General features: G+C 73.9%; 20 protein-coding genes. 14 read left to right on the top strand and 6 right to left on the bottom strand.

Annotated elements, in window-relative coordinates; all coding sequences use genetic code 11:
* Nucleotides 1-25 precede the first annotated feature (25 nt).
* The 3 genes from MNZ27_RS07075 to MNZ27_RS07085 all read left to right on the top strand — a co-directional run bounded on the left by MNZ27_RS07075 (nucleotide 26) and on the right by MNZ27_RS07085 (nucleotide 2802).
* Nucleotides 26-535, top strand: a complete 510-nt coding sequence (locus MNZ27_RS07075) for a hypothetical protein (RefSeq protein WP_242393338.1) — start codon at nucleotides 26-28, stop codon at nucleotides 533-535.
* Between the two features lie 264 nt (nucleotides 536-799).
* Entirely contained in the window at nucleotides 800-1807 is a 1008-nt protein-coding gene (locus MNZ27_RS07080; RefSeq protein ID WP_242393339.1) for an NAD-dependent epimerase/dehydratase family protein, read from the top strand.
* A 2-nt stretch (nucleotides 1808-1809) separates the two neighbouring features.
* The gene (locus MNZ27_RS07085) at nucleotides 1810-2802 is read left to right on the top strand and encodes an NAD-dependent epimerase/dehydratase family protein (RefSeq protein WP_242393340.1); all 993 of its coding nucleotides are present in this window, start codon (nucleotides 1810-1812) and stop codon (nucleotides 2800-2802) included.
* Between the two features lie 21 nt (nucleotides 2803-2823).
* Here the strand turns inward: MNZ27_RS07085 and MNZ27_RS07090 are convergent, their stop codons facing one another.
* From MNZ27_RS07090 to MNZ27_RS07115, 6 genes are all read right to left on the bottom strand, one after another.
* Nucleotides 2824-3801, bottom strand: coding sequence for an NAD-dependent epimerase/dehydratase family protein (locus tag MNZ27_RS07090; RefSeq protein ID WP_242393341.1), 978 nt, complete (start codon nucleotides 3799-3801; stop codon nucleotides 2824-2826).
* 19 nt (nucleotides 3802-3820) lie between these two features.
* Complete coding sequence (locus tag MNZ27_RS07095) at nucleotides 3821-5107, bottom strand: lipopolysaccharide biosynthesis protein (protein ID WP_242393342.1); 1287 nt, start codon at nucleotides 5105-5107, stop codon at nucleotides 3821-3823.
* Nucleotides 5104-5418 carry a hypothetical protein gene (locus MNZ27_RS07100; RefSeq protein WP_242393343.1) on the bottom strand — a complete coding sequence of 105 codons (315 nt, stop codon included), beginning with the start codon at nucleotides 5416-5418 and terminating at the stop codon, nucleotides 5104-5106. Before MNZ27_RS07100 ends, MNZ27_RS07095 begins: the two co-directional genes overlap by 4 nt.
* Nucleotides 5399-6490: a radical SAM/SPASM domain-containing protein gene (locus tag MNZ27_RS07105; RefSeq protein ID WP_242393344.1), complete on the bottom strand. Its 1092-nt coding sequence runs from the start codon at nucleotides 6488-6490 to the stop codon at nucleotides 5399-5401. Before MNZ27_RS07105 ends, MNZ27_RS07100 begins: the two co-directional genes overlap by 20 nt.
* 5 nt (nucleotides 6491-6495) lie before the next feature.
* A complete protein-coding gene (locus tag MNZ27_RS07110) occupies nucleotides 6496-7407 on the bottom strand; it encodes a glycosyltransferase (RefSeq protein WP_242393345.1) in 912 nt (303 codons plus the stop codon).
* Between the two features lie 263 nt (nucleotides 7408-7670).
* Nucleotides 7671-8489: an SDR family oxidoreductase gene (locus MNZ27_RS07115; protein WP_242393346.1), complete on the bottom strand. Its 819-nt coding sequence runs from the start codon at nucleotides 8487-8489 to the stop codon at nucleotides 7671-7673.
* A 341-nt stretch (nucleotides 8490-8830) separates the two neighbouring features.
* Between MNZ27_RS07115 and MNZ27_RS07120 the strand changes: the two genes are divergently transcribed.
* From MNZ27_RS07120 to murG, 11 genes are all read left to right on the top strand, one after another.
* The gene (locus tag MNZ27_RS07120; protein WP_242393347.1) at nucleotides 8831-9268 is read left to right on the top strand and encodes a division/cell wall cluster transcriptional repressor MraZ; all 438 of its coding nucleotides are present in this window, start codon (nucleotides 8831-8833) and stop codon (nucleotides 9266-9268) included.
* Between the two features lie 17 nt (nucleotides 9269-9285).
* Nucleotides 9286-9588 carry an STAS domain-containing protein gene (locus MNZ27_RS07125; RefSeq protein WP_242393348.1) on the top strand — a complete coding sequence of 101 codons (303 nt, stop codon included), beginning with the start codon at nucleotides 9286-9288 and terminating at the stop codon, nucleotides 9586-9588.
* The gene (gene rsmH / locus MNZ27_RS07130) at nucleotides 9585-10517 is read left to right on the top strand and encodes a 16S rRNA (cytosine(1402)-N(4))-methyltransferase RsmH (protein WP_242393349.1); all 933 of its coding nucleotides are present in this window, start codon (nucleotides 9585-9587) and stop codon (nucleotides 10515-10517) included. The genes MNZ27_RS07125 and rsmH overlap by 4 nt, the downstream gene beginning before the upstream one ends.
* A complete protein-coding gene (locus tag MNZ27_RS07135; RefSeq protein WP_242393350.1) occupies nucleotides 10514-11017 on the top strand; it encodes a hypothetical protein in 504 nt (167 codons plus the stop codon). Before rsmH ends, MNZ27_RS07135 begins: the two co-directional genes overlap by 4 nt.
* Nucleotides 11018-11020: 3 nt before the next feature.
* Nucleotides 11021-13075, top strand: a complete 2055-nt coding sequence (locus tag MNZ27_RS07140) for a penicillin-binding protein (RefSeq protein WP_242393351.1) — start codon at nucleotides 11021-11023, stop codon at nucleotides 13073-13075.
* A 109-nt stretch (nucleotides 13076-13184) separates the two neighbouring features.
* Complete coding sequence (locus MNZ27_RS07145; protein ID WP_242393352.1) at nucleotides 13185-14678, top strand: UDP-N-acetylmuramoyl-L-alanyl-D-glutamate--2,6-diaminopimelate ligase; 1494 nt, start codon at nucleotides 13185-13187, stop codon at nucleotides 14676-14678.
* Nucleotides 14675-16069 carry a UDP-N-acetylmuramoyl-tripeptide--D-alanyl-D-alanine ligase gene (locus tag MNZ27_RS07150; RefSeq protein ID WP_242393353.1) on the top strand — a complete coding sequence of 465 codons (1395 nt, stop codon included), beginning with the start codon at nucleotides 14675-14677 and terminating at the stop codon, nucleotides 16067-16069. Before MNZ27_RS07145 ends, MNZ27_RS07150 begins: the two co-directional genes overlap by 4 nt.
* Entirely contained in the window at nucleotides 16070-17212 is a 1143-nt protein-coding gene (gene mraY / locus MNZ27_RS07155; RefSeq protein ID WP_242393354.1) for a phospho-N-acetylmuramoyl-pentapeptide-transferase, read from the top strand.
* A gap of 3 nt (nucleotides 17213-17215) precedes the next feature.
* Nucleotides 17216-18604, top strand: coding sequence for a UDP-N-acetylmuramoyl-L-alanine--D-glutamate ligase (murD, locus tag MNZ27_RS07160; protein ID WP_242393355.1), 1389 nt, complete (start codon nucleotides 17216-17218; stop codon nucleotides 18602-18604).
* A complete protein-coding gene (ftsW, locus tag MNZ27_RS07165; protein WP_242393356.1) occupies nucleotides 18601-19827 on the top strand; it encodes a putative lipid II flippase FtsW in 1227 nt (408 codons plus the stop codon). Before murD ends, ftsW begins: the two co-directional genes overlap by 4 nt.
* A 223-nt stretch (nucleotides 19828-20050) precedes the next feature.
* Nucleotides 20051-21202, top strand: a complete 1152-nt coding sequence (murG, locus tag MNZ27_RS07170; protein ID WP_242393357.1) for an undecaprenyldiphospho-muramoylpentapeptide beta-N-acetylglucosaminyltransferase — start codon at nucleotides 20051-20053, stop codon at nucleotides 21200-21202.
* Nucleotides 21203-21220 lie beyond the last annotated feature (18 nt).

Raw genomic sequence — 21220 nt, forward strand, 5'->3', positions numbered from 1 at the left:
AACCTGACCGGAGACGGAGGGTGCCATGTCCTCAGTCGCACGGTCGGGGTGCCTGGTTGCCCTGTGGCTCGCGGTCATCGCCTGCGGCGGTGGCGGAACGACTCACGACGACCCGAGCCAGCCGACCCCGTACTGCTCGGTGGCCTTCACCGGGGGCCTCACGGGGACCTACGCCTGCCACGTGGCCCTCAAGGAGATCGGCGGCGGAGCCTGGCAGCTCACGCTGAACACCGTCGGAAGCGGCGCCCCGGCGTTCCAGGTCGAGGTCTCGTGGCCCGGCAAGCCGTCCCTCTACACCCCTTACACGCTCGCCCTGGGGACGGTGCGTTCCGCGGTCGCCACCGCGCAGCCGGTCGCCACGCCGACCTCGCAGTGGGCGGCTGGCCCGGCGCCGACGGTGGGCGCCGTGTCCACGACCCTGACGTCGTTCTGGGCGTCCGTCTCCCAGGGCCCGTGCGGGGATCTCTCCGCGACGCTCGTCCCGACCGACGGATCGACGGCGAGCGAACCGGTGCAGGTCACCGCGGAGTTCTGAGCGGGTCGGGACCTGCCTGCGCGGGGCAGGCTCTTCCCTGCGCTGCTCGACGTGTCTTCCAGGCGGCCCTCCAGGCTCGCCTGGGCTGCGCGGTCGTCGTGCACCCCTCGTTCGATGAAGGCATCGTGTGCCTCGCGACGGACGAGGCGAGTGGGTGGCACCATGAGCGCCGCGACCGGGCGCGCGCTCCCGCGCAGGGATCGATCGGGCAGGGCCCGCCGGGGATCCCGCGCGCGTTCGAGATCGTGCGAGGTTGAGTGCGCGATGACAGTCCTCGTGACCGGCGCGACCGGGCTGCTCGGTGGGCATGTGGCGGGTCTGCTGCGTGACCGCGGGGAGCAGGTCCGCGCGCTGGTCCGCCCGGAGGAGGACGCGAGCGGCCTCGCCGGCATGGGCGTCGAGCTCCAGCGCGGAGATCTCGCGGACGTCCCGTCGCTGCACGCGTCGGTGCGCGGCGTGAGACGCGTCGTCCACTGCGCGGCGAGGACGGGTCCATGGGGGCCGCGGGCCGAGTACGCCGTTGCCAACGTCCGCGGGGTGAAGGCGCTCCTGGAGGCGGCGCTCGCCGCCGGGGTCGAGCGCTTCGTCCACGTCAGCTCGGCCATCGTGGTCGGCACGGACGCGGGGGGAAGCCTGGACGAGACGGCGCCGTTCAAGCCGGAGCCGAACCCATACAGCTGGTCGAAGATCGAGGGCGAGCGGATCGTCCAGGACGCGATCCGCGCTCGGCGCGCGCCCGCGGTCATCGTGCGCCCGGGGCTCGTGTACGGCCCTCGAGACCGCGGGAGCTTCGGCCGGTTCGCCGCCCTCATCGAGCAGCGCCGGATGGTGGTGATGGGCTCCGGCGAGAACCACCTGCCGCTCGCGTACGTGGGCGACGTCGCGGAGGGCATCGTGCGGGCCAGCGAGACGCAGCGCGCAGAGGGGCATACGTACTTCCTCGTCAACGACGAGCTCGTCACGCAGAACGATTATCTCCGCGCGATCGCCGCCGAGCTGGGCGTCGAGGCCCCGCGCCGCCACGTGCCCTATCGCGCCGCGCTCCTCGTGGCGGCGGCGGCCGAGCACGCGACCCGCTCGCTCCGCCGCCCGGGTCCGCCGCCGCTGACGCGGTTCGGTGTCCGCCTGCTCGGCGGCGAGAACCGCCCCTCGATCCGCCGGGCGCGCGAGGACCTCGGGTTCGAGCCGCGCGTCTCGATGATGGAGGGCGTACGCGAGGGGGTGGCCTGGTATCGCGTCGCGATGGCGCCGGGCCCCGCTCGAGGAGCATGACCGTGGATGCCCTGGTCACCGGCGGGACGGGGTTCGTGGGGTACCATCTCGTCTCGGCGCTGCGCGCGCGCGACGCCCGAGTGCGCGTCCTGGCGCTGCCGGGGGAGGACGCCACCCGCGTCGAGCAGGCTGGCGCCGTCGTCTGCCGGGGCGACGTTCGCCGCGCCGAAACGGTCGTGGACGCGATGCGGGGCGCCGACACGGTGTTCCATCTCGCGGCGGTCCACGGGCTGTGGCGCCCGCAGCAGGAGTACTACGACGTCAACGTGCGCGGCGCCGACAACGTCTGCCGGGCGGTGATGGCGGTCGGCGCCAGGCGGCTCGTCCACGTCAGCTCCTGGACGGTCTACGGAATGGGGCTGAAGGGTCCGGTGGCCGAGGGCGCGCCCCTCAGGCCCATCCTCGACTCCTACACACGGACCAAGGCGACCGCCGACGAGCTGGTGAGCTCCCGCGTCCTCCGCGATCGCCTGCCCGCCGTGATCGTTCGCCCTGGAACCATGTTCGGCCCCGGCGACCGCGTGAACTACGGGCGGATGGCGGATCGGGTGCGTGCCCGGAAGGCGATCATCATCGGGTCCGGGAGGAACGCCCTCCCGCTCGTCTACGTCACCGACGTGGTGGAGGGCATGATCCTCGCGGCCACCCGGGAGCGCGCCGTCGGCGAGACCTACAACCTCTCGCACGACCAGCCGCTCACGCAGGAGCAGGTCTGGAGCGCCATCGCCGAGGACATCGGCGCTCCGCCGCCGAGGCTCAAGGTGCCGTACCCCGCGCTGTACGCGGCTGCGGTCCTCGCGGAGCAGGCGGTGCGGGCGGACGATCCGCGGCGCCAGCCGCTCGTGACGCGGCTCGGGGTCCGGCTGTTCGGGAGCGAGAACCGGCACGACATCGAGAAGGCCCGGCGCGAGCTCGGCTATGCGCCCGCGATCGCGATCCGGGACGGGCTCAGGCTCGCGGCGCGCTGGTACGTGGAGCAGGGCGGACGCGGCTGAACGGCGCCGGCCGCGACGACCTCACAGCAGCCGGCGCTCGCGATACCACGCGACGGCGAGCGGCAGGCCCGATCCGAGATCGTGGCGGGGCGTGTAGCCGAGCTCGTCGTGGGCTCTCCGCCACGAGAACAGGCGATCCTGTCCGAAGAAGTCGACTCCAGCGCGGCTCAGGGGCGGCTTGCGGCGCGTCGCAGCGCCCGCCGCCTCGAGCCCCGCGGCCACCAGGGTCGCCGCCCAGCGCGGGAGCCGCAGCCAGGGCGGTCGGACGCCGAGCGCCGCGGCGACCGCGTCCCCGAGCTCACGGAACGTGACCGCGCGGGGTCCCGTGACGTGGTAGATGCCGCCCGCCGCGCCGGCGCGGAGGCAGAGCAGGATCCCGTCGACCGCGTCGTCGATGAAGGTCGGCTGGCAGAGGTGCTCCCCGGCGCCGACGTAGAAGAAGCGCCCTCGCTGGATGGCCCTGAACAGCCCCAGGACGTGTCGGTCGCCCGGTCCGTACACGAACCCGGGCCTCGCCACGACGACCTGAAGTCCTCGGCGCGCGAACTCGAGCGCGACCCGCTCCGACTCCGCCTTGCTGCGCTCGTAGGGGTTGCGCGGCGCGTACGGCGCCTCCTCCGGGGCCGCGGTCCGACCGGTGACGCCGAGCACGCCCGCGCTGCTGAGGTGCAGGACGCGCGGCGGCGCCGGCGATCCCAGCGCCGCCGCGAGGACGTTCCTCGTCCCCTCCACGTTGAGCCGGCGGTACGCCTCCTCCGGCACGCCCGCCTCCCCGAGCCGGCCGGCGGCGTGGACCACGAGGTCGGCGCCCTCGAGCGCGTGCTCGAGGCCGCGAGGGCTGGTGACGTCACACTCACGCCAGGTGAGGTGCGCATGACGCAGGCCGCTGCGATCCGAGCCGGGGCGGCTCAGCGCGACCACGTCGGCACCCCGTCGGGCGAGCGCGTGCGCCAGCGCGCCCCCCAGGAATCCCGTGGCGCCGGTGATCGCGACCCGCATCTCGCGTCCCTCCAGAGCGTCAGCGCCGGGCCAGCTGCAGCGCCGACGTGCCCGCCACCCGCGCCCGCGGCCAGGTGGTGACGGCCCCGGCGACGTTTCCGATGACGCCACCCGAGACCATGACGAGCGTCATGTGGACGAGGTCACCGCGGCCGAGCAGCCACATCCCGGCGACCTGCCAGACGAGGACGCCCGCCAGGACGTACGCGTACGACTTCCGCTCGGTCGAGAGCGCGTAGTTGAGCCAGATGTGGAGCCCCGCATAGAGCGTCGCGGCGAGGCTCGCGAGGCCGAGGACGACCCCCGGATCCGCGTACGCCCCCGTGAACATCACCTTCACCAAGGCCCCCGGGAACGCGAGGTACAGGGCGCTCAAGGCGAGGCCCGGCGAGAGCGCCGCCGCGAGGCCGGCGACGAGGAGGACCCGCGTGTCCTCACCCGCCGCCGTCCGCCGCGCCACCTTGGGGAAGAGCACCAGGCCGATGGCCCAGGACAGGAACAGGGCGACCTTGGCCAGCGTCACCACCGGAGCGTAGTCGGCCGCGGTGCGCACGTCGAAGAAGCGCCGCACGAACAGCGCATCGACGTTGGTGAGCATGCCGAACGCCATGAGCGCGAGCAACGTCGAGAACGAGTAATGCCAGCTCACGCCGGGGTCGCCCGGGTCGCCGCGCCGGCCGAGGTGCGGCCTCAGCGCCGCGGCCGAGAGCGCGACGCAGACGGCCGCCGCGAGGGGCTGCGCCAGGATCGCCCCGACCGCGCCCCAGCCGATCCCGATCAGCACGGCGCAGGCGGCGAGCCGCAGCGCGGCCTGGACGACCTGCACGACCGAGAGGGCGAGGAAGGATTCGACGCCCTGGAGCCCGCCGAAGGCGGCCTCTCGCACGTACAGCAGGAGCACCATCGAGGAGGCGGCCCAAAGTGCCGACGGGCCGGGCAGGCGCAACCAGCGAGCGAGGGGCGGTGCCGCGAGCGCCATCAACGTCGTCGAGATCGCCCCGTATCTCCACGCCCAGGCCTCGACCTGGCGCAGGAAGCGCGCGACCCGCGCCGGCGCGCTCGGGCCGACGCTCATCGATGCCGTGTAGAACGCGACCACCATGCGGATCGCGATCGCGGCCAGGGTGAGGACCTGCAGCACGGCCATCACCGAGACGAACACGCCGAAGTCGAGCGGATCGAGGCGACGGCCGGCGACCACGTTCACCGCGTAGTCGAGCGCGCCGGACGTGATCATCGCGGCGCCCAGGACGAGGCTCTGCCGCGCCCCGTTGGAGCGCAGGAGGTGGTGGCGAGGCGGCTTCATCTCGTTCGCTGGTAACGCATGACCGGGCGATACACGCACCGGCAATGGGCGCCGCGAGCGCAACCGGCGAGGGGGAGGCGGGGCGCCGTGAGGGGATCGTAGACCTCGCCCGCGACCTCCCGCGCGGCGGCACAGCCGTCGGGATCCGCGTCGATGGCGACTCCGACGATGGCGCCGTGCGCCCTCATGCCCAGCGCGTAGGCGCCGAGCGTCTTCTCGACGTAGTCGGGGGCCTTTTCCTGATTCCGCTGGAACTCCCTGAGCCAGTCGAACGCCACGGCGATCCCCCGATCACGCAGGTCCACGCCCACCGGCGATCAGCCTCGTGCCAATCCGGGTCAGCGTCGGCAGATCGTGCAGCATGTTGGTGTAGGAGGCGTTGGCCAGCGGACAGTGGCACTCCTTGGCCGAGATGCTGCGGCGCACCTCCCGGATCCCCTCCCCGAACCAGATCCGCTTGAAGTCGTAGTCGTGGTCCCGGAGATTGCCGATCTCGTCGGCCCGCACGCAGCACGGCCAGATCGTCCCGTCGGCGTAGACGTGCGCGCTCGCCCAGCCGGCGTAGCAGTCGATGACCTGGTCCTCCTCCTCGAGTATTCGCTTCACGAGCCGGTAGTATTCGAGGCGGAGCGCCTCCGTGATCCGCGCCACGCCGACGTGTCGCTTCGATCGCACGTACGCCACGAGGCGATCGACGGCCCTCGCGTACTCCTCGCGGCCCGGCGTGATCGGGAGCCCGACGGTGTCGAGCTCGACGCGCGGCTCCGCGATCTCCGTGATGAACTGGTCGGCCCCCGAGCGGTCGGCGTACGCGACGAGGTCGTCGATGTGACCGACGCTGAACGTCGAGATGACGGAGTGGATCCCCACCGTCAGGTTCGGCAGCGTGTCGCGGAGGTGCAGGAGCTGCCGCAGGCGCTCCTCGAACTTCGCGAAGTTGCCCGGGACGCCGCGGATGAAGTCGTGCTCTGCGCCGATCCCGTCCAGCGACAGGTTCACGATGAGCTGGCTCTCCGGGCAGGCGCGCGCGATCCGCTCGACGCGCTCCGGGATCGAGGGGAGGATCCCGTTGCTGGGGATGTTGATGACGCCCGGCCGACAGTGGCGGTACGCGAGCTCCGCGAGCTCGACCACGTGCGGGAACATCAGCGGCTCGCCTCCGCTGATGGTGAACCAGTATGGCGCCCGACCCAGGGAGGCGAGCACCCGGTCCCACTCGTCCAGCGTGAGCTCGTCCTCGCGCTTCATCCAGATGTTGCAGGTGAGGCAGCGCGAGTTGCACCTCGGCGACGGTGAGAGGGTGACGTTGAGCGGCAACAAACGGGGCCAGCCGAGCCGCCGATAGAGCATGAAGAGCGGGACCCGGGCCAGCACGCCGGCCATCCGGTTCATTTCGTGAGCCCCTGACGCGGCGATGATTGGCCGGGGCTCGGCAGGACGGCGGGCGCCGGGAGCAACTTCGTCGTCTTCGCGATCGCCCACACGGCGTGGTCGCGACGCCGGCGATAGTCGTTGCGCCCCAGGAGACGACCGTACGCCTCCAGCGCGGCGACCGCCCAGGTCCAGAGGAACGAGCGCGGGCGCCAGTCGAGGTGGCGCAGGAGGAGCCACAGCACCTTGAACCCGCTGAGCGTGCTGACGCGGTATCCCACCAGCTCCCGGACCGCGAGGTGGCCGGCGTAGATCCGGCGCCGCTGGCCGAGGAAGTCCCGCACGGTCTCGGGCCCCTTGTTGTAGGTGACCGCGTCGCGCACGTAGCGGACGCCGTATCCCTGGCTCCGGACCACGGACTCGATGCTGGCCTCGTCGACCGCCGAGCGGTACGGGATCCGCTCGAAGATCTTGCGGAACGCGATCAGCTCTCCCGCCTTGAAGGAGCGAAGGTTGATCTCGTGGTGCAGGTTCCACAGGAGGTGCGCGGCGAACCCCATGAAGGTCCGTGGGTCGTCGAGCGGAACCGGGCGGCACGTGGTCATCGCCACCTCGGCGTCCCCGAACGGCGCGACGACGGCGTCGAGCGTGCCTTGCGCCGGGATCAGGTCGGCGCTGCAGAGCAAGAGCACCTTCTCGCGCGCCTCGGCCAGGAACAGGTTCACGGCCGACGCTTTCCCCTCGCGCCTGCGCTGCACGACCAGGTTGATGCGCGCGTCGCGCCGGGCCCAGCCGCGCACGATGTCCTCGGTTCCATCGGTGCAGCCGCTCGCGATGACGACGATCTCGGTGAGCTCGGCGAGCTCCATGCGCTGCGACAGGACCGCCTCGAGGAGGCGCCCGATGTTCGCCGCCTCGTCATGGGCCATGATGCCCATCGAGCAAGGGATGCGGAGCGGCGGACGTGTGGAATGCACCCCGGCCTCCCGCCGTCAGCGGAAGCAGCGCGGCGTTACTCTAGCCGCGCGACCTCGACACGCACAGGCGACCTCTCGGGCTCGCTCCCGATGGATGCGCGGTGCGAGCGGGCGATTCGAGCGGGGCGCGCGGTGACGAGCCCGGCGCGGAACGCAGCCGGAGTCGGGACCTCCGCCAGCCTCGCGCGGGACGGATCGACAGGCCCCGCAGCCCGTCAAAGGAACAGGTCCGGCGCGAGCTCCTCGCCGGGCTTCACCGCGTACCGTTCGAGATCGGTGACCCCCTCGGCGCGGAGCACGTCCTCGTCCACGAAGAAGTTGCCGGTGCAGGCCCGCGCCTCGCGGTGGAGGATCGCCACCGCCGCGTCCGCCACGATCTCGGGCCTCCGTCCGTGGCGCGCGGTCTCCTCCCCGCCGAGGAGGTTGAGCGCGGCGGTGGCGATCACCGTGCGGGGCCAGAGCGCGTTCACGGCGACCCCGCGGTCGCGGAACTCCTCCGCCATCCCGAGCACGCACAGGCTCATGCCGTACTTCGCGATGGTGTAGGCGAGGTGGCTCGCGAGCCACCGCGGCTCGAGCGAGAGCGGCGGCGCGAGCATCAGCACGTGCGGGTTTCCGGCCCGGAGCAGGTGCGGGAGGCAGGCCTGGGTCGTCGCGAACGTCCCGCGCGCGTTCACCTCGTGCATCAGGTCCCAGCGCCTCATCGGCGTGTCGAGGGTGCCGGCCAGGAAGATCGCGCTCGCGTTGTTCACGCAGACGTCGATCCCTCCGTACCGCTCCACGGCCGCGCTCACCGCCGCCGCGATCTGCCCCTCGTCCCGGATGTCGCACTCGATGGGCAGCGCGTTCCCGCCCGCGCGGGTCATCTCCTCCGCCGCGTCGTGGATGGTGCCCGGCAAGCGCGGGTGCGGCGCCGAGGTCTTCGCGGCGATCACCACGTTCGCGCCCTCCCGCGCGGCGGCGACGCCGATGGCCCGGCCGATCCCGCGGCTCGCGCCCGTGATGAAGACGGTCTTTCCGCGCAGCGAGGGCATGTGGACCTCCGGGGTCGAGGGAGCGCCGAGGATGCTCAGGGTCCGCCGCGGCAGACAACGGCACCGGAAGGGGGGCTGCCCGGAGGTCGGCGGCCCCCAGCCGCGGTCGAACGCGGCCGTTCGCCGTGCCCGTCACCGTCACCGGCTTCTCGTGATCCGTGAACCGGGGCCCTTTTCCCCCGTGTAGGACTCCCCCCGCCACGGGTCCTGAACGCGGATCCAGGCGCATTTTCGCGCGGGTCCAGCGCCCGTTGACTTCGCGGTTCGATGTCCGTAGATCGAGACCGTCTGGTGGGAAAAAGTGTCAACGAGCGGATCAGAGCGGGAAGATCGGCCAGGACGTGTTCTTCGGGACCTTCAACCACGCGATCGACGCGAAGGGGCGCACGTCGCTCCCCGTGAAGTTCCGCGAGGCGCTGGCCGCGGCGGGAGAGCCGCGGATCGTCCTGATGCAGTACCCGCACTGGCGGTCGATCCTCGCGCTGCCACAGTCGGTCTGGAACGAGCTGGTGAAGAAGGTGATGGAGGCGTCCCCGCTCGACGCGCGGTGGCAGCGGAGCGTCCTCAAGTTCGTCTCGTCGGCGCACGAGGTGGACCTCGACGTGCACGGGCGCGTGCTCGTGCCGCCGGCGCTGCGCGAGTGGGCGGAGCTCTCGAAGGACGTGGTGTGGGTCGGGATGGGTCGCACGATGCAGCTGTTCGACAAGGCGCGGTACGAGGCCGAGTCGGCCGCCGACATCCCGGCGGATCAGGTGGTGGACTTCTTCTCGAAGATCTAGGGCGGCGGAGGCGGATCGTGTTCGAGGCGCGGCGGCAGGACGAGGTGACGGTGATCCGGTGCACGGGCGAGCTGCCGGTGGACGAGCTCGCGGAGATCGCGGCGATCGCGCGGCGGGCGCGCGACGAGGGGCGGATGGTCGTCGTCGATCTGAAGCGGGTCACCCACCTGCACTACGCCGGCGCGGCGCTCCTCAAGGCGATCCCCGGGCTGCGCGCGGCGGGCGCGAGCCGGTACGTGCGCGACCTCGTCTTCGCGGGTGGTGCGGGCGGGTACGTGGAGCTCTATCCAGACGTCGAGGAGGCCGTGCGAGCGGCGTGAGCGCGGAGTTCTTCCATGAGCCCGTCCTGGCCAGAGAGGTCCTGGAGGTCCTGCGCCCTCGACCGGGCGAGCTCTTCCTCGACGGCACGCTCGGAGGCGGGGGGCACTCCGGCCTCCTCCTCGAAGCGGGTGCGCGCGTGATCGCCCTCGACAAGGACCCCCGCGCCCTGGCCGCGGCGACGGCGCGGCTCGCCCGCTTCGGCGAGGCGTTCCGCGCGGTCCGCTCCGACTTCCGCGACGCGAAGAACGTGCTCGCCGCCCTCGGCATCGCCGGCGTGGACGGCGCGCTCGTGGATCTCGGCGTCTCGTCGCCGCAGCTCGACGAGGCCGAGCGCGGCTTCTCGTTCTCGCGCCCCGGCCCGCTCGACATGCGCATGGGCGAGGAGGGGGAGACCCTCGAGGACCTCCTCCGCCGGATCGACGAGCGCGAGCTCGCGCGGATCCTCTCCGAGTACGGGGAGGAGCCCTTCGCCCGCCCGGTGGCCCGCGCGATCAAGGCCGCCGTCGTCGGCGAGGAGAAGCTCGACACCGCGCGCCTCGCCGAGATCGTCGCCGGCGCCATCCCGCGCAAGGCGTGGCCGCGGCGGATCCACCCGGCCACCCGCACGTTCCAGGCGCTCCGCATCGCGGTCAACGACGAGCTCGGCGCGCTCGCGGCGTGGCTCGACGGCCTCCCGGCGATGCTCGCCCCCGGCGGCCGCGCGGCGGCGATCGCCTTCCACTCGCTCGAGGACCGGATGGTGAAGGAGCGTTTCCGCGCCCTCACCCGGACCTGCACCTGCCCGCCGGACCTGCCGGTGTGCGTCTGCGGCGCGAAGGCGTCGTTCAAGGCGATCACGCGCAAGGCGATCCAGGCCTCGGACGAGGAGATCGCGCGGAACCCCCGCGCCCGCAGCGCCCGGCTCAGGGCGGTGGAGAAGCTGCGATGACCCCGCGCACCGTCCCCGGCCGGTCGCGCCCGGGCCTCGGCGCCGAGATCGTCCTCGTGGCGGCGGCGCTCGCGGCCATCGGGGTGTTCCACGTGTGGGCGCGCACGCGGGTGCTCACGGCGGGCTACGCGCTCGGCGAGCTGCAGAAGCAGCACGCGGAGCTGGTCGCCGCCCACGACGCGCTGCGGATCGAGCTCGAGATGGTGCGGTCCACCGCCAAGCTGGAGGAGGCGGTGCGGACCAGGCTTTCGAGGTTGGGCATGGCCCCGCCGGACCGGGGTGCGGTCTTGGCGGCAGGCCCGCGCCGTCCCCTGGACGGCACGGGTAGGGCGGGCGTGGACGGGGTTGGTGACCGTCCCCGACCGGCGGGGCCAGCCCTCCACACGGCGCCGGCGACGGCGCCCGGACGGGCGGCGGCGGGCCCGGTGGCGGCCCCCGGGGGCGAGGTGGCGCTCCGGGGACCGCTGCGGGCGGGCCGCGCGGCGCCCCGGGGACCGTAGGCCGTGCGCACCGCGGTCGACCCGCGCGCCGCGCGCTGGATCGCGATCCGCATCGGCGTCCTGACGGTGCTCCTCGCGGCCGCCTTCGCGGCGGTCGCGGGGCGGGTCTTCTGGCTCCAGGTCCTCCGGCGGGACGCGCTCGCCGGCGAGGCGGTGGACCAGTACCTGCGCGAGCTGGTGCTGCGGCCCCGCCGCGGCGTCATCACGGATCGGGCCGGCGTCCTCCTCGCCGGGAGCGCCGACGCCCGGTCGGTGTACGCCGATCCGAAGCTCCTGCCCGGCGGCGGCCGACGGGACGATCCGCGCCGCGCGCAGATCGTCCGCGCCGTCGCCCGGCTCCTGCGGACCGACGCGCGCGGCCTCGACCGCAAGCTCGCGAAGGGCGGCCGCTTCGTCTGGCTCGAGCGCCGGCTCTCGCCCGAGCGCGCGGCGGCGCTCCAGGCCTGGCTCGACCGCGAGCGGGTGCGCGCGATCCGGCTCGTCCCGGAGACCCGGCGCTACTACCCGAAGACCGAGGTGGCGTCGCAGGTCCTCGGGATCGTGGACGACGAGGGCAGCGGCCGGGAGGGGATCGAGCGCGCCCAGGACGACTGGCTCCGCGGCGCGCCGGAGCGGGTCCCCTCGCTCCGCGACGGGCGCGGGCGGATGGTGCTCACCACCGGCGGGCCCAGCTCCAGCCGCGAGCGCGAGGGGGCGCGCGTGGAGCTCACCCTCGACCAGGGGATCCAGGCCCAGGCGGAGCGGGCGCTCGCGCGGGCGGTCACGGCGTCCCGGGCGCTGGCCGGCACCGCGGTCGTGCTCGAGGCGGGCACCGGCGAGGTGCTCGCGCTCGCCACCTACCCGACGGCGAACGCCAACGCGGCGCGCTCGGCGGACGCGCTGCGCGACCGGCCCGTCACCGACGCGTTCGAGCCCGGGTCCACGCTGAAGGTGGCGACCATCGCCGGGGCGCTCGAGGAAGGCGTGATCACCCCGCGCGACGCCTTCGACTGCGGGAACGGCGCCCTGTCCATCGGCAGCCACACCATCCACGACTCCCACCCCATCGCCTGGGCGGGCCCCTCGCGCATCCTCGTCGAGTCCTCGAACATCGGCGCCGCGCGGATCGGCGCGCGGCTCGGCCGGGAGCGGCTCCAGGCCTGGTTCCACGCGTTCGGCTTCGGCGAGAAGACCGGGGTCGGCCTCCCCGGCGAGGTCCGCGGGGTGGTCTCCCTCGCGCGCTCCGAGGTCGCCCTCGCGACCCAGTCCTTCGGCCAGGGCCCCATCACCGCGAACGCGCTCCAGATCACGAACGCCATGGCGGTCATCGCCAACGGCGGCCAGCTCGTCCGCCCGCGCATCGTCCGGCGCGTGATCGATCCCGCGACCGGCGAGGTGATCGAGGCGCCGCGGCCGGAGGTGATCCGCCAGGTGGTGAGCCCCGCCACCGCGGACCAGATCGGCCGCTGGCTCGTGGGCGTGATCGAGGATCCCCGGGGGACCGGCAAGCGCGCGCGGCTCGACGGCTGGCGAGCCGCCGGCAAGACGGGCACCGCCCAGAAGGCCGACCGCGTTTCGGGCGGCTACTCGGCGGATCGCCGGTTCAGCTCCTTCGTCGGCTTCGCGCCGTACGAGCGGCCGCGCCTGGTCATCGGGATCTTCATCGACGAGCCGAAGGGGGAGATCTACGGCGGCCAGGTCGCCGCCCCGGCGTTCAAGGAGATCGCCGAGTTCGCGCTGCGGGTCAGCGACGCCCGGCCCCTCGCGACCGCCGCCCCCGCAGCGGCGGCTCCCGTCGCCGTCGCTCCCCCCGCCGGCGCGGCCGAGCCCGCCGCGGAGGCGGAGGAGCCCGAGCCGCCGGCGGTCGAGTGGACGGCGGACGCGGACGACGCCTTCGGCCGCATCGCCGTGCCCTCGCTCGGCGGCCTGCCCGCCCGCGCCGCGATCAAGCGGCTCGAGGAGTCGGGGCTCGCGCCGGAGATCGCCGGCTCGGGCCGGGTGGTGAGCCAGTCGCCGCCGCCGGGCCGGATCGTCGAGCGAGGAAGTCGCGTTCGCATGACGCTCGCGCCCCCCGGGTGATAAAAGGGGCGCCGCCCGTGTCACGGAGGACACGGCGGACTCGCAACCGGCCGGCCGCGCGGAGGAAAACGGAACGGACGGCGGTTTGCATGGTAATTCGGTCGAGAAGATGAAGCTCTCCTCCCTCCTCGCGGGCACCGGCGCCCATGGCGATCCCGGTACGGACCCGGACGTCACCCGTGTCACCGGCGACTCGCGCGAGGTGATCCCGGGCGCCGTCTTCTTCGCGCTCCCCGGCGCGAAGCTGGACGGGCGGGCCTTCGCCGCCGAGGCGGCGCGGCATGGCGCGGTGGCGGTGGTCGCCGAGCGGGCGGTGGACTGCGCGCCGGCCCGGCTCCTCCTCGCGCCGTCGGCCCGCCGCGCGATGGCCGTGGCGGCGGCGAACTTCCACGGCCGGCCCGCGGACGCGATGACGGTCGCCGGGATCACGGGCACGAACGGGAAGACCACCGTCGCCTACCTCGTCGAGGCCTGCCTCGCCGAGGCCGCCGTGCCCGCCGGCGTCATCGGCACCGTCACCTGGCGCTGGCCCGGCGTGGACCGCCCCGCGAGCCACACCACCCCGGAGTCCACCGCGATCCAGGCGGTGCTCGCCGAGATGCGCGCCGCCGGGACGCGCGCGGTGGTGATGGAGGTCTCGTCGCACGCGCTCGCGCAGGAGCGGGTCGCCGGAATGCGCTTCCAGGTGGCCGCGTTCACGAACCTCACGCGCGATCACCTCGACTACCACCGGGACATGGACGGCTACTTCGCCGCGAAGCGGCGCCTCTTCGCCGAGCACCTCGCCGAGGGCGGCCTCGCGGTCGTGAACGCCCGCGACCCCTGGGGCGCGCGGCTCGCCGACGAGCTCGGCCCCGGCCGGCGCGTGTGGCGCTATGGCACGCGGGCCGGCGACGCGCTCCGCGCCACCGGCGTCTCCACCGGCCTCGAAGGGATCCACGCCGCCTTCGAGACGCCGGCGGGCGCCCTCGCGATCCGCTCGCCCCTCGTCGGCGCGCACAACCTCGAGAACCTGCTCTGCGCGGCGGGCGTCGCGCTCGGGCTCGGCGTGGCGCCCGACGCCGTCTCCCGCGCGCTGTCCCGGTCGCACGGCGCGCCGGGCCGGCTCGAGCGGCTCGACGGGCGCGGCGTCTCCGCCTTCGTGGACTACGCCCACACCGACGACGCCCTCGCCCGCGTCCTCGAGGCGCTCCGGTCGCTCTCCCCGCGGCGGCTGATCTGCGTCTTCGGCTGCGGCGGCGATCGCGACCACGGCAAGCGGCCGCTCATGGGGCGCGCCGCGGGGACCGCGGCGGACCTCGCCATCGTGACGAGCGACAACCCGCGCAGCGAGGACCCCGGCGCGATCATCGCCGACGTCCTCCCCGGCCTCGACGCCTCCGGCCGCGCGCGCCTCTCCGCGGACCAGGCCCGCGCCGGCGCCGCCGGCTACGTGGTCGAGCCGGACCGCCGGGCCGCCATCGCCCTCGCCGTCGCCGCCGCGCGTCCGGGCGACGCCGTGCTGGTCGCGGGCAAGGGGCACGAGGAGTACCAGCTCGTGGGCGCCGAGCGGCGCCCGTTCTCGGATCGCGAGGAGGCCCGCCGGGCCCTCGGCAACGCATGACCCTCCCGACGTTCACCCCCGACGAGCTCGCCGCCGCAACCGGCGGGCGCTGGATCGGCGCGCCGCCCGCGACGCTCGCCGGCGTCTCCACCGACACCCGCACCGTCGCCGCGGGCAACCTCTTCGTCGCCCTCCGCGGCGAGCGGTTCGACGCCCACGACTACCTCGCCGAGGCGGCCGCGAAGGGCGCCGCCGCGGCGGTGGTCGCGGAGGCGTGGGCCGCGGCCGGCCGGACGCCGCCGCTCCCGGCCCTCGCGGTCCCCGACACCCTCGCCGCCCTCGGCGCGATCGCGCGCCTGCACCGGCGTCGCTTCTCGATCCCGTTCGTCGGCGTGACCGGCTCGAACGGGAAGACCACCACCCGCGAGATGATCGCCGCGATCCTCGCGACGCGCGGGGGGGTGCTGAAGACCGAGGGCAACCTCAACAACGAGGTGGGCGTCCCGCTCACGCTGCTCCGCCTCGACGCCTCCCACGCGTCGGCGGTCATCGAGATGGGGATGAGCCACCCCGGCGAGATCGCGCGCCTCGCGGCGATCGCCGAGCCGCAGGTCGGGGTCGTGACGCTCGCCGCGCCCGCCCACCTCGAGGGGCTGGGCACCGTGGAGGCGGTGGCCGACGCGAAGGCCGAGCTGTACCAGGGGCTCCCCGACGGCGGGATCGCGGTGGCCAACGCCGACGACCCGCGGATGCTGAAGCGCGCGGTCGCCTCCGGGCGGCGGATGCTCACCTTCGCGAGCGGCCGCGGCCGCCGCGGCGACGTGGCCGTGCTCGAGATCCTCTCGCAGGGGGACGAGGGCCTCCGCTTCGTGCTCGGGATCGGGAACCGCGAGGTCCCCGTCCACATCCCCGCCCTCGTCGGCGCCCACAACGCCGCGAACGCCGCCGCTGCCGCCGCCGCCGCGATCGCGCTCGGCTGCACCGACCGCGAGATCGCGCGGGGGCTCGCCGCGGTGAAGCCGGTGGGCCGGCGGCTCCGGCTCGAGACGCTCGCCTCCGGGCTCCGGCTCCTGGACGACTGCTACAACGCGAACCCCGCCTCGATGTCGGCCGCGCTCCGGACCGTGGTCGCGCTCGCCGGCGGCGCCGGGGCCCGCCCCGTCGCGGTGCTCGGGGACATGCTCGAGCTCGGCGCCTTCGAGGCCGAGGCGCACCGCGCCCTCGGCGAGGAGGCCGCCCGCGCCGGGATCGCCCGGCTCGCCGCGTTCGGGCCGCGCGCCCGCGCCACCGCCGAGGCGGCCCGGGCGGCCGGCCTCGAGGCCTTCCACACCGAGGAGCCGGACGCGCTCGTCGCCTGGGCGCGCGCCGAGCTCCGTCCCTCCTCCGACGTCCTCCTCGTGAAGGGCAGCCGAGGCATGAAGCTCGAGCGGCTCGTCGAGGCGCTGCGCTAGATGCTCTACCACCTCCTGTACCCGCTCGCGGGCCGCTTCACCCTCCTCAACGTCCTCCGCTACCCGTCCTTCCGCATCGTCGCGGCCGGCCTGGTCTCGATGATCATCGTGCTGCTGCTCGGTCCGCTCTTCATCGAGCGGATGCGGGTCCTCCAGTACGGCTCGAGCAACGTCCGCGAGGACACGCCCGAGGGGCACAAGAAGAAGGCCGGCACGCCGTCGATGGGCGGCGCGCTCATCCTGCTCGGGGTCACGGTCTCGACGCTGCTCTTCGCCGATCTCGCGAACCGGTTCGTCTGGGCGGCGCTCCTCGTCACGCTCGGCTACGGCGCCATCGGCTTCACGGACGACTGGCTCAAGATCTCCAAGCGCAACTCGAAGGGGCTCGCGGGGAAGAAGAAGCTCCTCTTCCAGCTCCTCGTCGTGGTGGTGGTCTACTACGCCGTCCTCTCCGACTGGCACTTCCACGTCGAGCCCCGCTTCCCCTGGGTGTTCGTGGGCAGCTTCGTGGACCTCCACGTCACCCTGCCGTTCGTCCCGACCCGCCTCTTCGCCCCGAACCTCGGCTGGCTGTACCTGCCGTTCCTGGTGTTCGTGGTGATCGCCACCTCGAACGCGGTGAACCTCACCGACGGCCTCGACGGGCTCGCCATCGGACCGACCATCGTCTCGGCGATGACGTTCCTCGCCCTCTCGTACATCGCGGGCGCGACCATCGGCGGCTTCAGCCTCGCCGAGTACCTGCGCATCGCGTACATCCCCGGCGCCGAGGAGCTCGGCGTCCTCTGCGCGGCCATCTTCGGCGCGGGCGTGGCGTTCCTCTGGTACAACACGTACCCCGCGTCCTTGTTCATGGGCGACGTCGGCTCGCTCGCGCTGGGCGGCGCGCTCGGCATGCTCGCGGTCCTCACCAAGAACGAGGTCGCGAGCGCCATCCTGCACGGCGTCTTCCTCGCCGAGACGGTCAGCGTCATCCTGCAGGTCTGGTCGTTCAAGACCCGCGGCAAGCGCATCTTCCGGATGGCCCCGGTCCACCACCACTTCGAGCTCAAGGGGTGGGCGGAGCCGAAGATCATCGTCCGGTTCTGGATCATCTCGGTGATGCTCGCGCTCGTCGCGCTGCTCTCCATCAAGCTGAGGTAGCCCGTGTCGAACCCGGAGCTGAAGGGGCGGAAGGTCACCGTGGTCGGGCTCGCGCGGAGCGGCATCGCCGCCGCGCGGCTCTGCGCGCGGGAGGGCGCGAAGGTCACCGTCACCGACCGGCGCCCGGCCGCGGAGCTCGCGCCCGCCGTCGCCGCGCTCGGGCCCGAGGTCCGGCGCCGCCTGGGCGGCCACGACCTCGCCGACTTCGAGCAGGCGGACCTCGTCGTCGTCTCCCCGGGCGTCCCGCTCGCCAACCCCGAGCTCCGGGCGGCGCGGGCGCGCGGCGTGACGATCTGGGGCGAGATCGAGCTCGGGTGGCGGTTCCTGCCCCCCGGCACCCCCGTCGTCGGCGTCACCGGGACGAACGGCAAGTCCACCACCACCGCCCTGGTGGGCGCCCTCCTCTCCCGCGACCGCCGCACCTTCACGGGCGGGAACCTCGGCACGCCGCTGTGCGAGCACGTCCTCTCCGGCGCCCCGGCCGACGCCGTGGTCGTCGAGCTGTCCTCGTTCCAGCTCGAGGGGATCGACCGGTTCCGCGCGCGGGTGGCGGCCATCCTGAACGTCACGCCCGACCACCTCGACCGCTACCCGGACGTCGAGGCCTACGCCGCCGCGAAGGCCCGCCTCTTCGCGCGCCAGGAGCCCGGCGACGCGGCGATCGCGAACGCCCGCGACGACCGCGCGATGGCGATGGCCGGCGCCTCGCGCGGCGAGCGGTACACGTTCGGCTTCGGCCCCGCGGCCCCCGGCGCCGCGCGCATGGAGGAGGGCGAGCCGGGCCCGGGCGGCGCCGCGATCTGGATCGCCCCGAACGGCGGCGCCCCCGAGCGCTACCTGCTCCGCAACCGCGCGCTGCGCGGCCGTCACAACCGCGAGAACGCGATGGCGGCGCTCCTCTGCGCGCGGCTCGTCGGCGTGCCCGGCGCCGCGGCGCAGGCCGGCCTCGACGCGTTCCCCGGGCTGCCGCACCGCCTCGAGCTGGTGTCGGAGCGGAACGGCGTCGAGTGGGTGAACGACTCGAAGGCCACCAACGTCGACTCGACCTACGTCGGCCTCGCCGCCTTCCCGGCGAGCACGCCGCGCGTGGTCCTGATCATGGGCGGGCACGGGAAGCGGGCGCCCTATGCGCCGCTCGCGCCCCTGTTCGCGGGGCGGGTGAAGGCCCTCCTCACCATCGGCGAGGACGCGCCGGCCATCGAGCGGGAGCTGGGCGGCCTCGCGCCCACCGAGTCGTGCGGCACGCTGGCGGGCGCCGCCCGGCGGGCGGCGGCCCTGGTGGGGCCGGGCGACGTGGTGCTCCTCTCCCCCGCGTGCTCCAGCTACGATCAGTTCGCGAACTACGAGGAGCGCGGGGAGGCCTTCCGCCGCCTCGCGAGGGAGCACGCGTGAGCACCCTCCGGCGGGTTCAGGGCGAGGGGCCTCCGGACGCGCCGCGCGAGGAGCCGCGCTTCGACCCCGTGCTGCTCGCCGCCGTCGTCGCCCTGGTCGCCGTGGGCTGCGTGATGGTCTACTCGGCGAGCGCCGTCGAGGCCGGGCGGCGGCTCGGCGACGAGTTCCACTACCTGAAGCGGCAGGCGTTCGCCGCCGCGATCGGCTTCGCCGCCCTCTTCGCCGCCCTCCGGGTCGGGTACCGCAAGGTCCTCGCCCTCGCCTACCCCGGCCTCCTCGCGAGCCTCCTCCTCCTGGTGGCGGTGATGCTCTTCGGCAAGACCGCGGGCGGCGCGCAGCGCTGGATCCCCCTCGGCCCGCTGAACCTGCAGCCGTCCGAGATCGCCAAGATCGCGCTCGTCCTGTACCTGGCGCGCTCCCTCGCGAGGAAGGGCGATCACGTCCGGACCTTCTCGATCGGCCTGCTGCCGCACCTCATCGTCACCTGCGCGATGGTCGGGCTCTGCCTCTGGCAGCGCGACCTCGGGACCGGCGTCATCCTCTTCCTGGTGATGTTCGCGATGCTGTTCACCGCCGGCGCCCGGGTCTCGTACCTGCTCGCCGCCGCGATCGTCGCGGCCCCCATCGCCTGGCACATCGTGAAGTCCACGCCGTACCGGTACGCCCGGTGGCTCGCCTTCCTCGATCCCGAGCAGTACAAGACCGGGGTGGGGTTCCAGCTCTGGGAGTCGCTCCTCGGCACCGCCAACGGCGGCTGGCTCGGCCAGGGGCTCGGCCAGGGCAAGGGGAAGCTCTTCTTCCTCCCCGCCGCCCACACCGACTTCATCGCGGCGGTGATCGCGGAGGAGACGGGGCTGCTCGGGATCCTCTTCCTCCTCGCGCTCCACGCGGTCGTCGTCTGGCGCGGGATCCGCGCCGCGCTCCGCGCCTCCGACGCGCTCGGCTGCTACGCCGCCGTGGGGCTCACGGTCCTCGTCGGCGCCCAGACCGCGGTGAACCTGATGGTCGTCTTCGGCCTCCTCCCCACCAAGGGGCTCACCCTCCCCTTCATCTCCTACGGCGGCAGCTCGCTCATCACGCTCCTCGCAGGGTGCGGGGTGCTCCTGTCCATCTCCGGCGAGCGCGGCGGGTTCCTGCGCCGCCTGCCCGCCGCGATCCGGATCGGCGCGCCCGTGGGCGGAGCCCCGCGGCTCGCGCCGGTGCGCGGTGGGGAGGCGCCATGACGACGCGCTCGGCCGTACACGGGGTGGGGGCCCCGCGCAGCGGGAGAGGGGCGCAGCCCCTCACCGCGGGGACCTCGCGCGTCGTCGCGAAGCGAAGCGCGCGAGGTCACGGGCCCCGCTTCGCGGGGTGGGGCGACATCCAGGCCGCGGGCGCCGAGCGCCCGCACGGGCTCCGCCTGCGGGGCGGGGCGGCACGCCCCGTGGAGATGGAGAAGGACATCGTATGAGAATGCTGGTCGCCGGTGGCGGCACGGGAGGGCACGTGTTCCCGGGCGTCGCTCTCGCCGAGGAGGTGGTGACGCGTCACCCCGCGAACGACGCCATCTTCGTCGGGACGGCGCGCGGCCTCGAGGCGAAGATCGTCCCGCAGGCGGGCTTCCCGATCGAGCTCATCGAGGTGAAGGGGCTCAAGGGGAAGGGGCTGCTCGGCGCGCTGCTGAACCTGCTCCTCCTCCCTCGGGCGTTCCTCCAGTCCTGGCGGATCCTCAAACGCTGGCGGCCCGACGTGGTGGTCGGCGTTGGCGGCTACGCCTCCGGGCCGGTGGTCCTCGCCGCGTGGCTGATGCGGATCCCCACCGCGGTCCAGGAGCAGAACGCGATCGCCGGGTTCACCAACCGCGTCCTCGGGCGGTTCGTGAAGGCCGCCTTCACCGCCTTCCCCGAGGCGGCGGCGAGCTTCCCGCGCCGCAAGGTCTACCAGCTCGGCAACCCCATCCGCCGCGTCCTCATGGAGAACTTCATGCGGCCGCGGGTGGACCACGACCGGCCGCGCCTCCTCGTCTTCGGCGGCTCGCAGGGCGCGCACGCCCTGAACATGCGCGTCGTCGAGGCGCTGCCGCACCTCGCCGATCTCCGCGAGGCCCTCCGGATCACGCACCAGACGGGCGCGCGCGACCGGGAGCAGGTCGAGAAGGGGTACCGCGCCTGCGGGTTCGAGCCGGACGTCCGCGAGTTCATCAGCGACATGAGCACGGCCTACGCCGAGTCGGACCTGGTGGTCTGCCGCGCCGGCGCGACGACCCTCGCCGAGCTGACCGTCTGCAAGAAGCCGTCGATCCTCGTGCCCTTCCCGGCCGCGGCGGACAACCACCAGGTGGTGAACGCGCGGAGCCTGGTGGACGCCGGCGCCGCGGTGATGATCGAGGAGCGGGAGCTCACCGGCGAGACGCTCGCCGCAGAGATCCGCGCGATCCTCGGCAGCCCCGAGCGCCGCGAGCAGATGGCGCGCGCGGCGGGGCGCCTCGGGAGCCCGCAGGCGGCGAAGGAGATCGCCGACGTCTGCATCGAGCTCGTGCGCCGCCGCTGGGGGTCGCCGTTCGGCCAGGCGCGCGAGCCCGGTCAGAAGCCCGATCGGCCGCCCGGCCTCGCGTCGTAGGCGACCCTGGAGTAATGA

Origin of the sequence: Anaeromyxobacter oryzisoli, assembly GCF_022690765.1 — a bacterium.
Taxonomy (GTDB): Bacteria; Myxococcota; Myxococcia; order Myxococcales; family Anaeromyxobacteraceae; genus Anaeromyxobacter; species Anaeromyxobacter oryzisoli.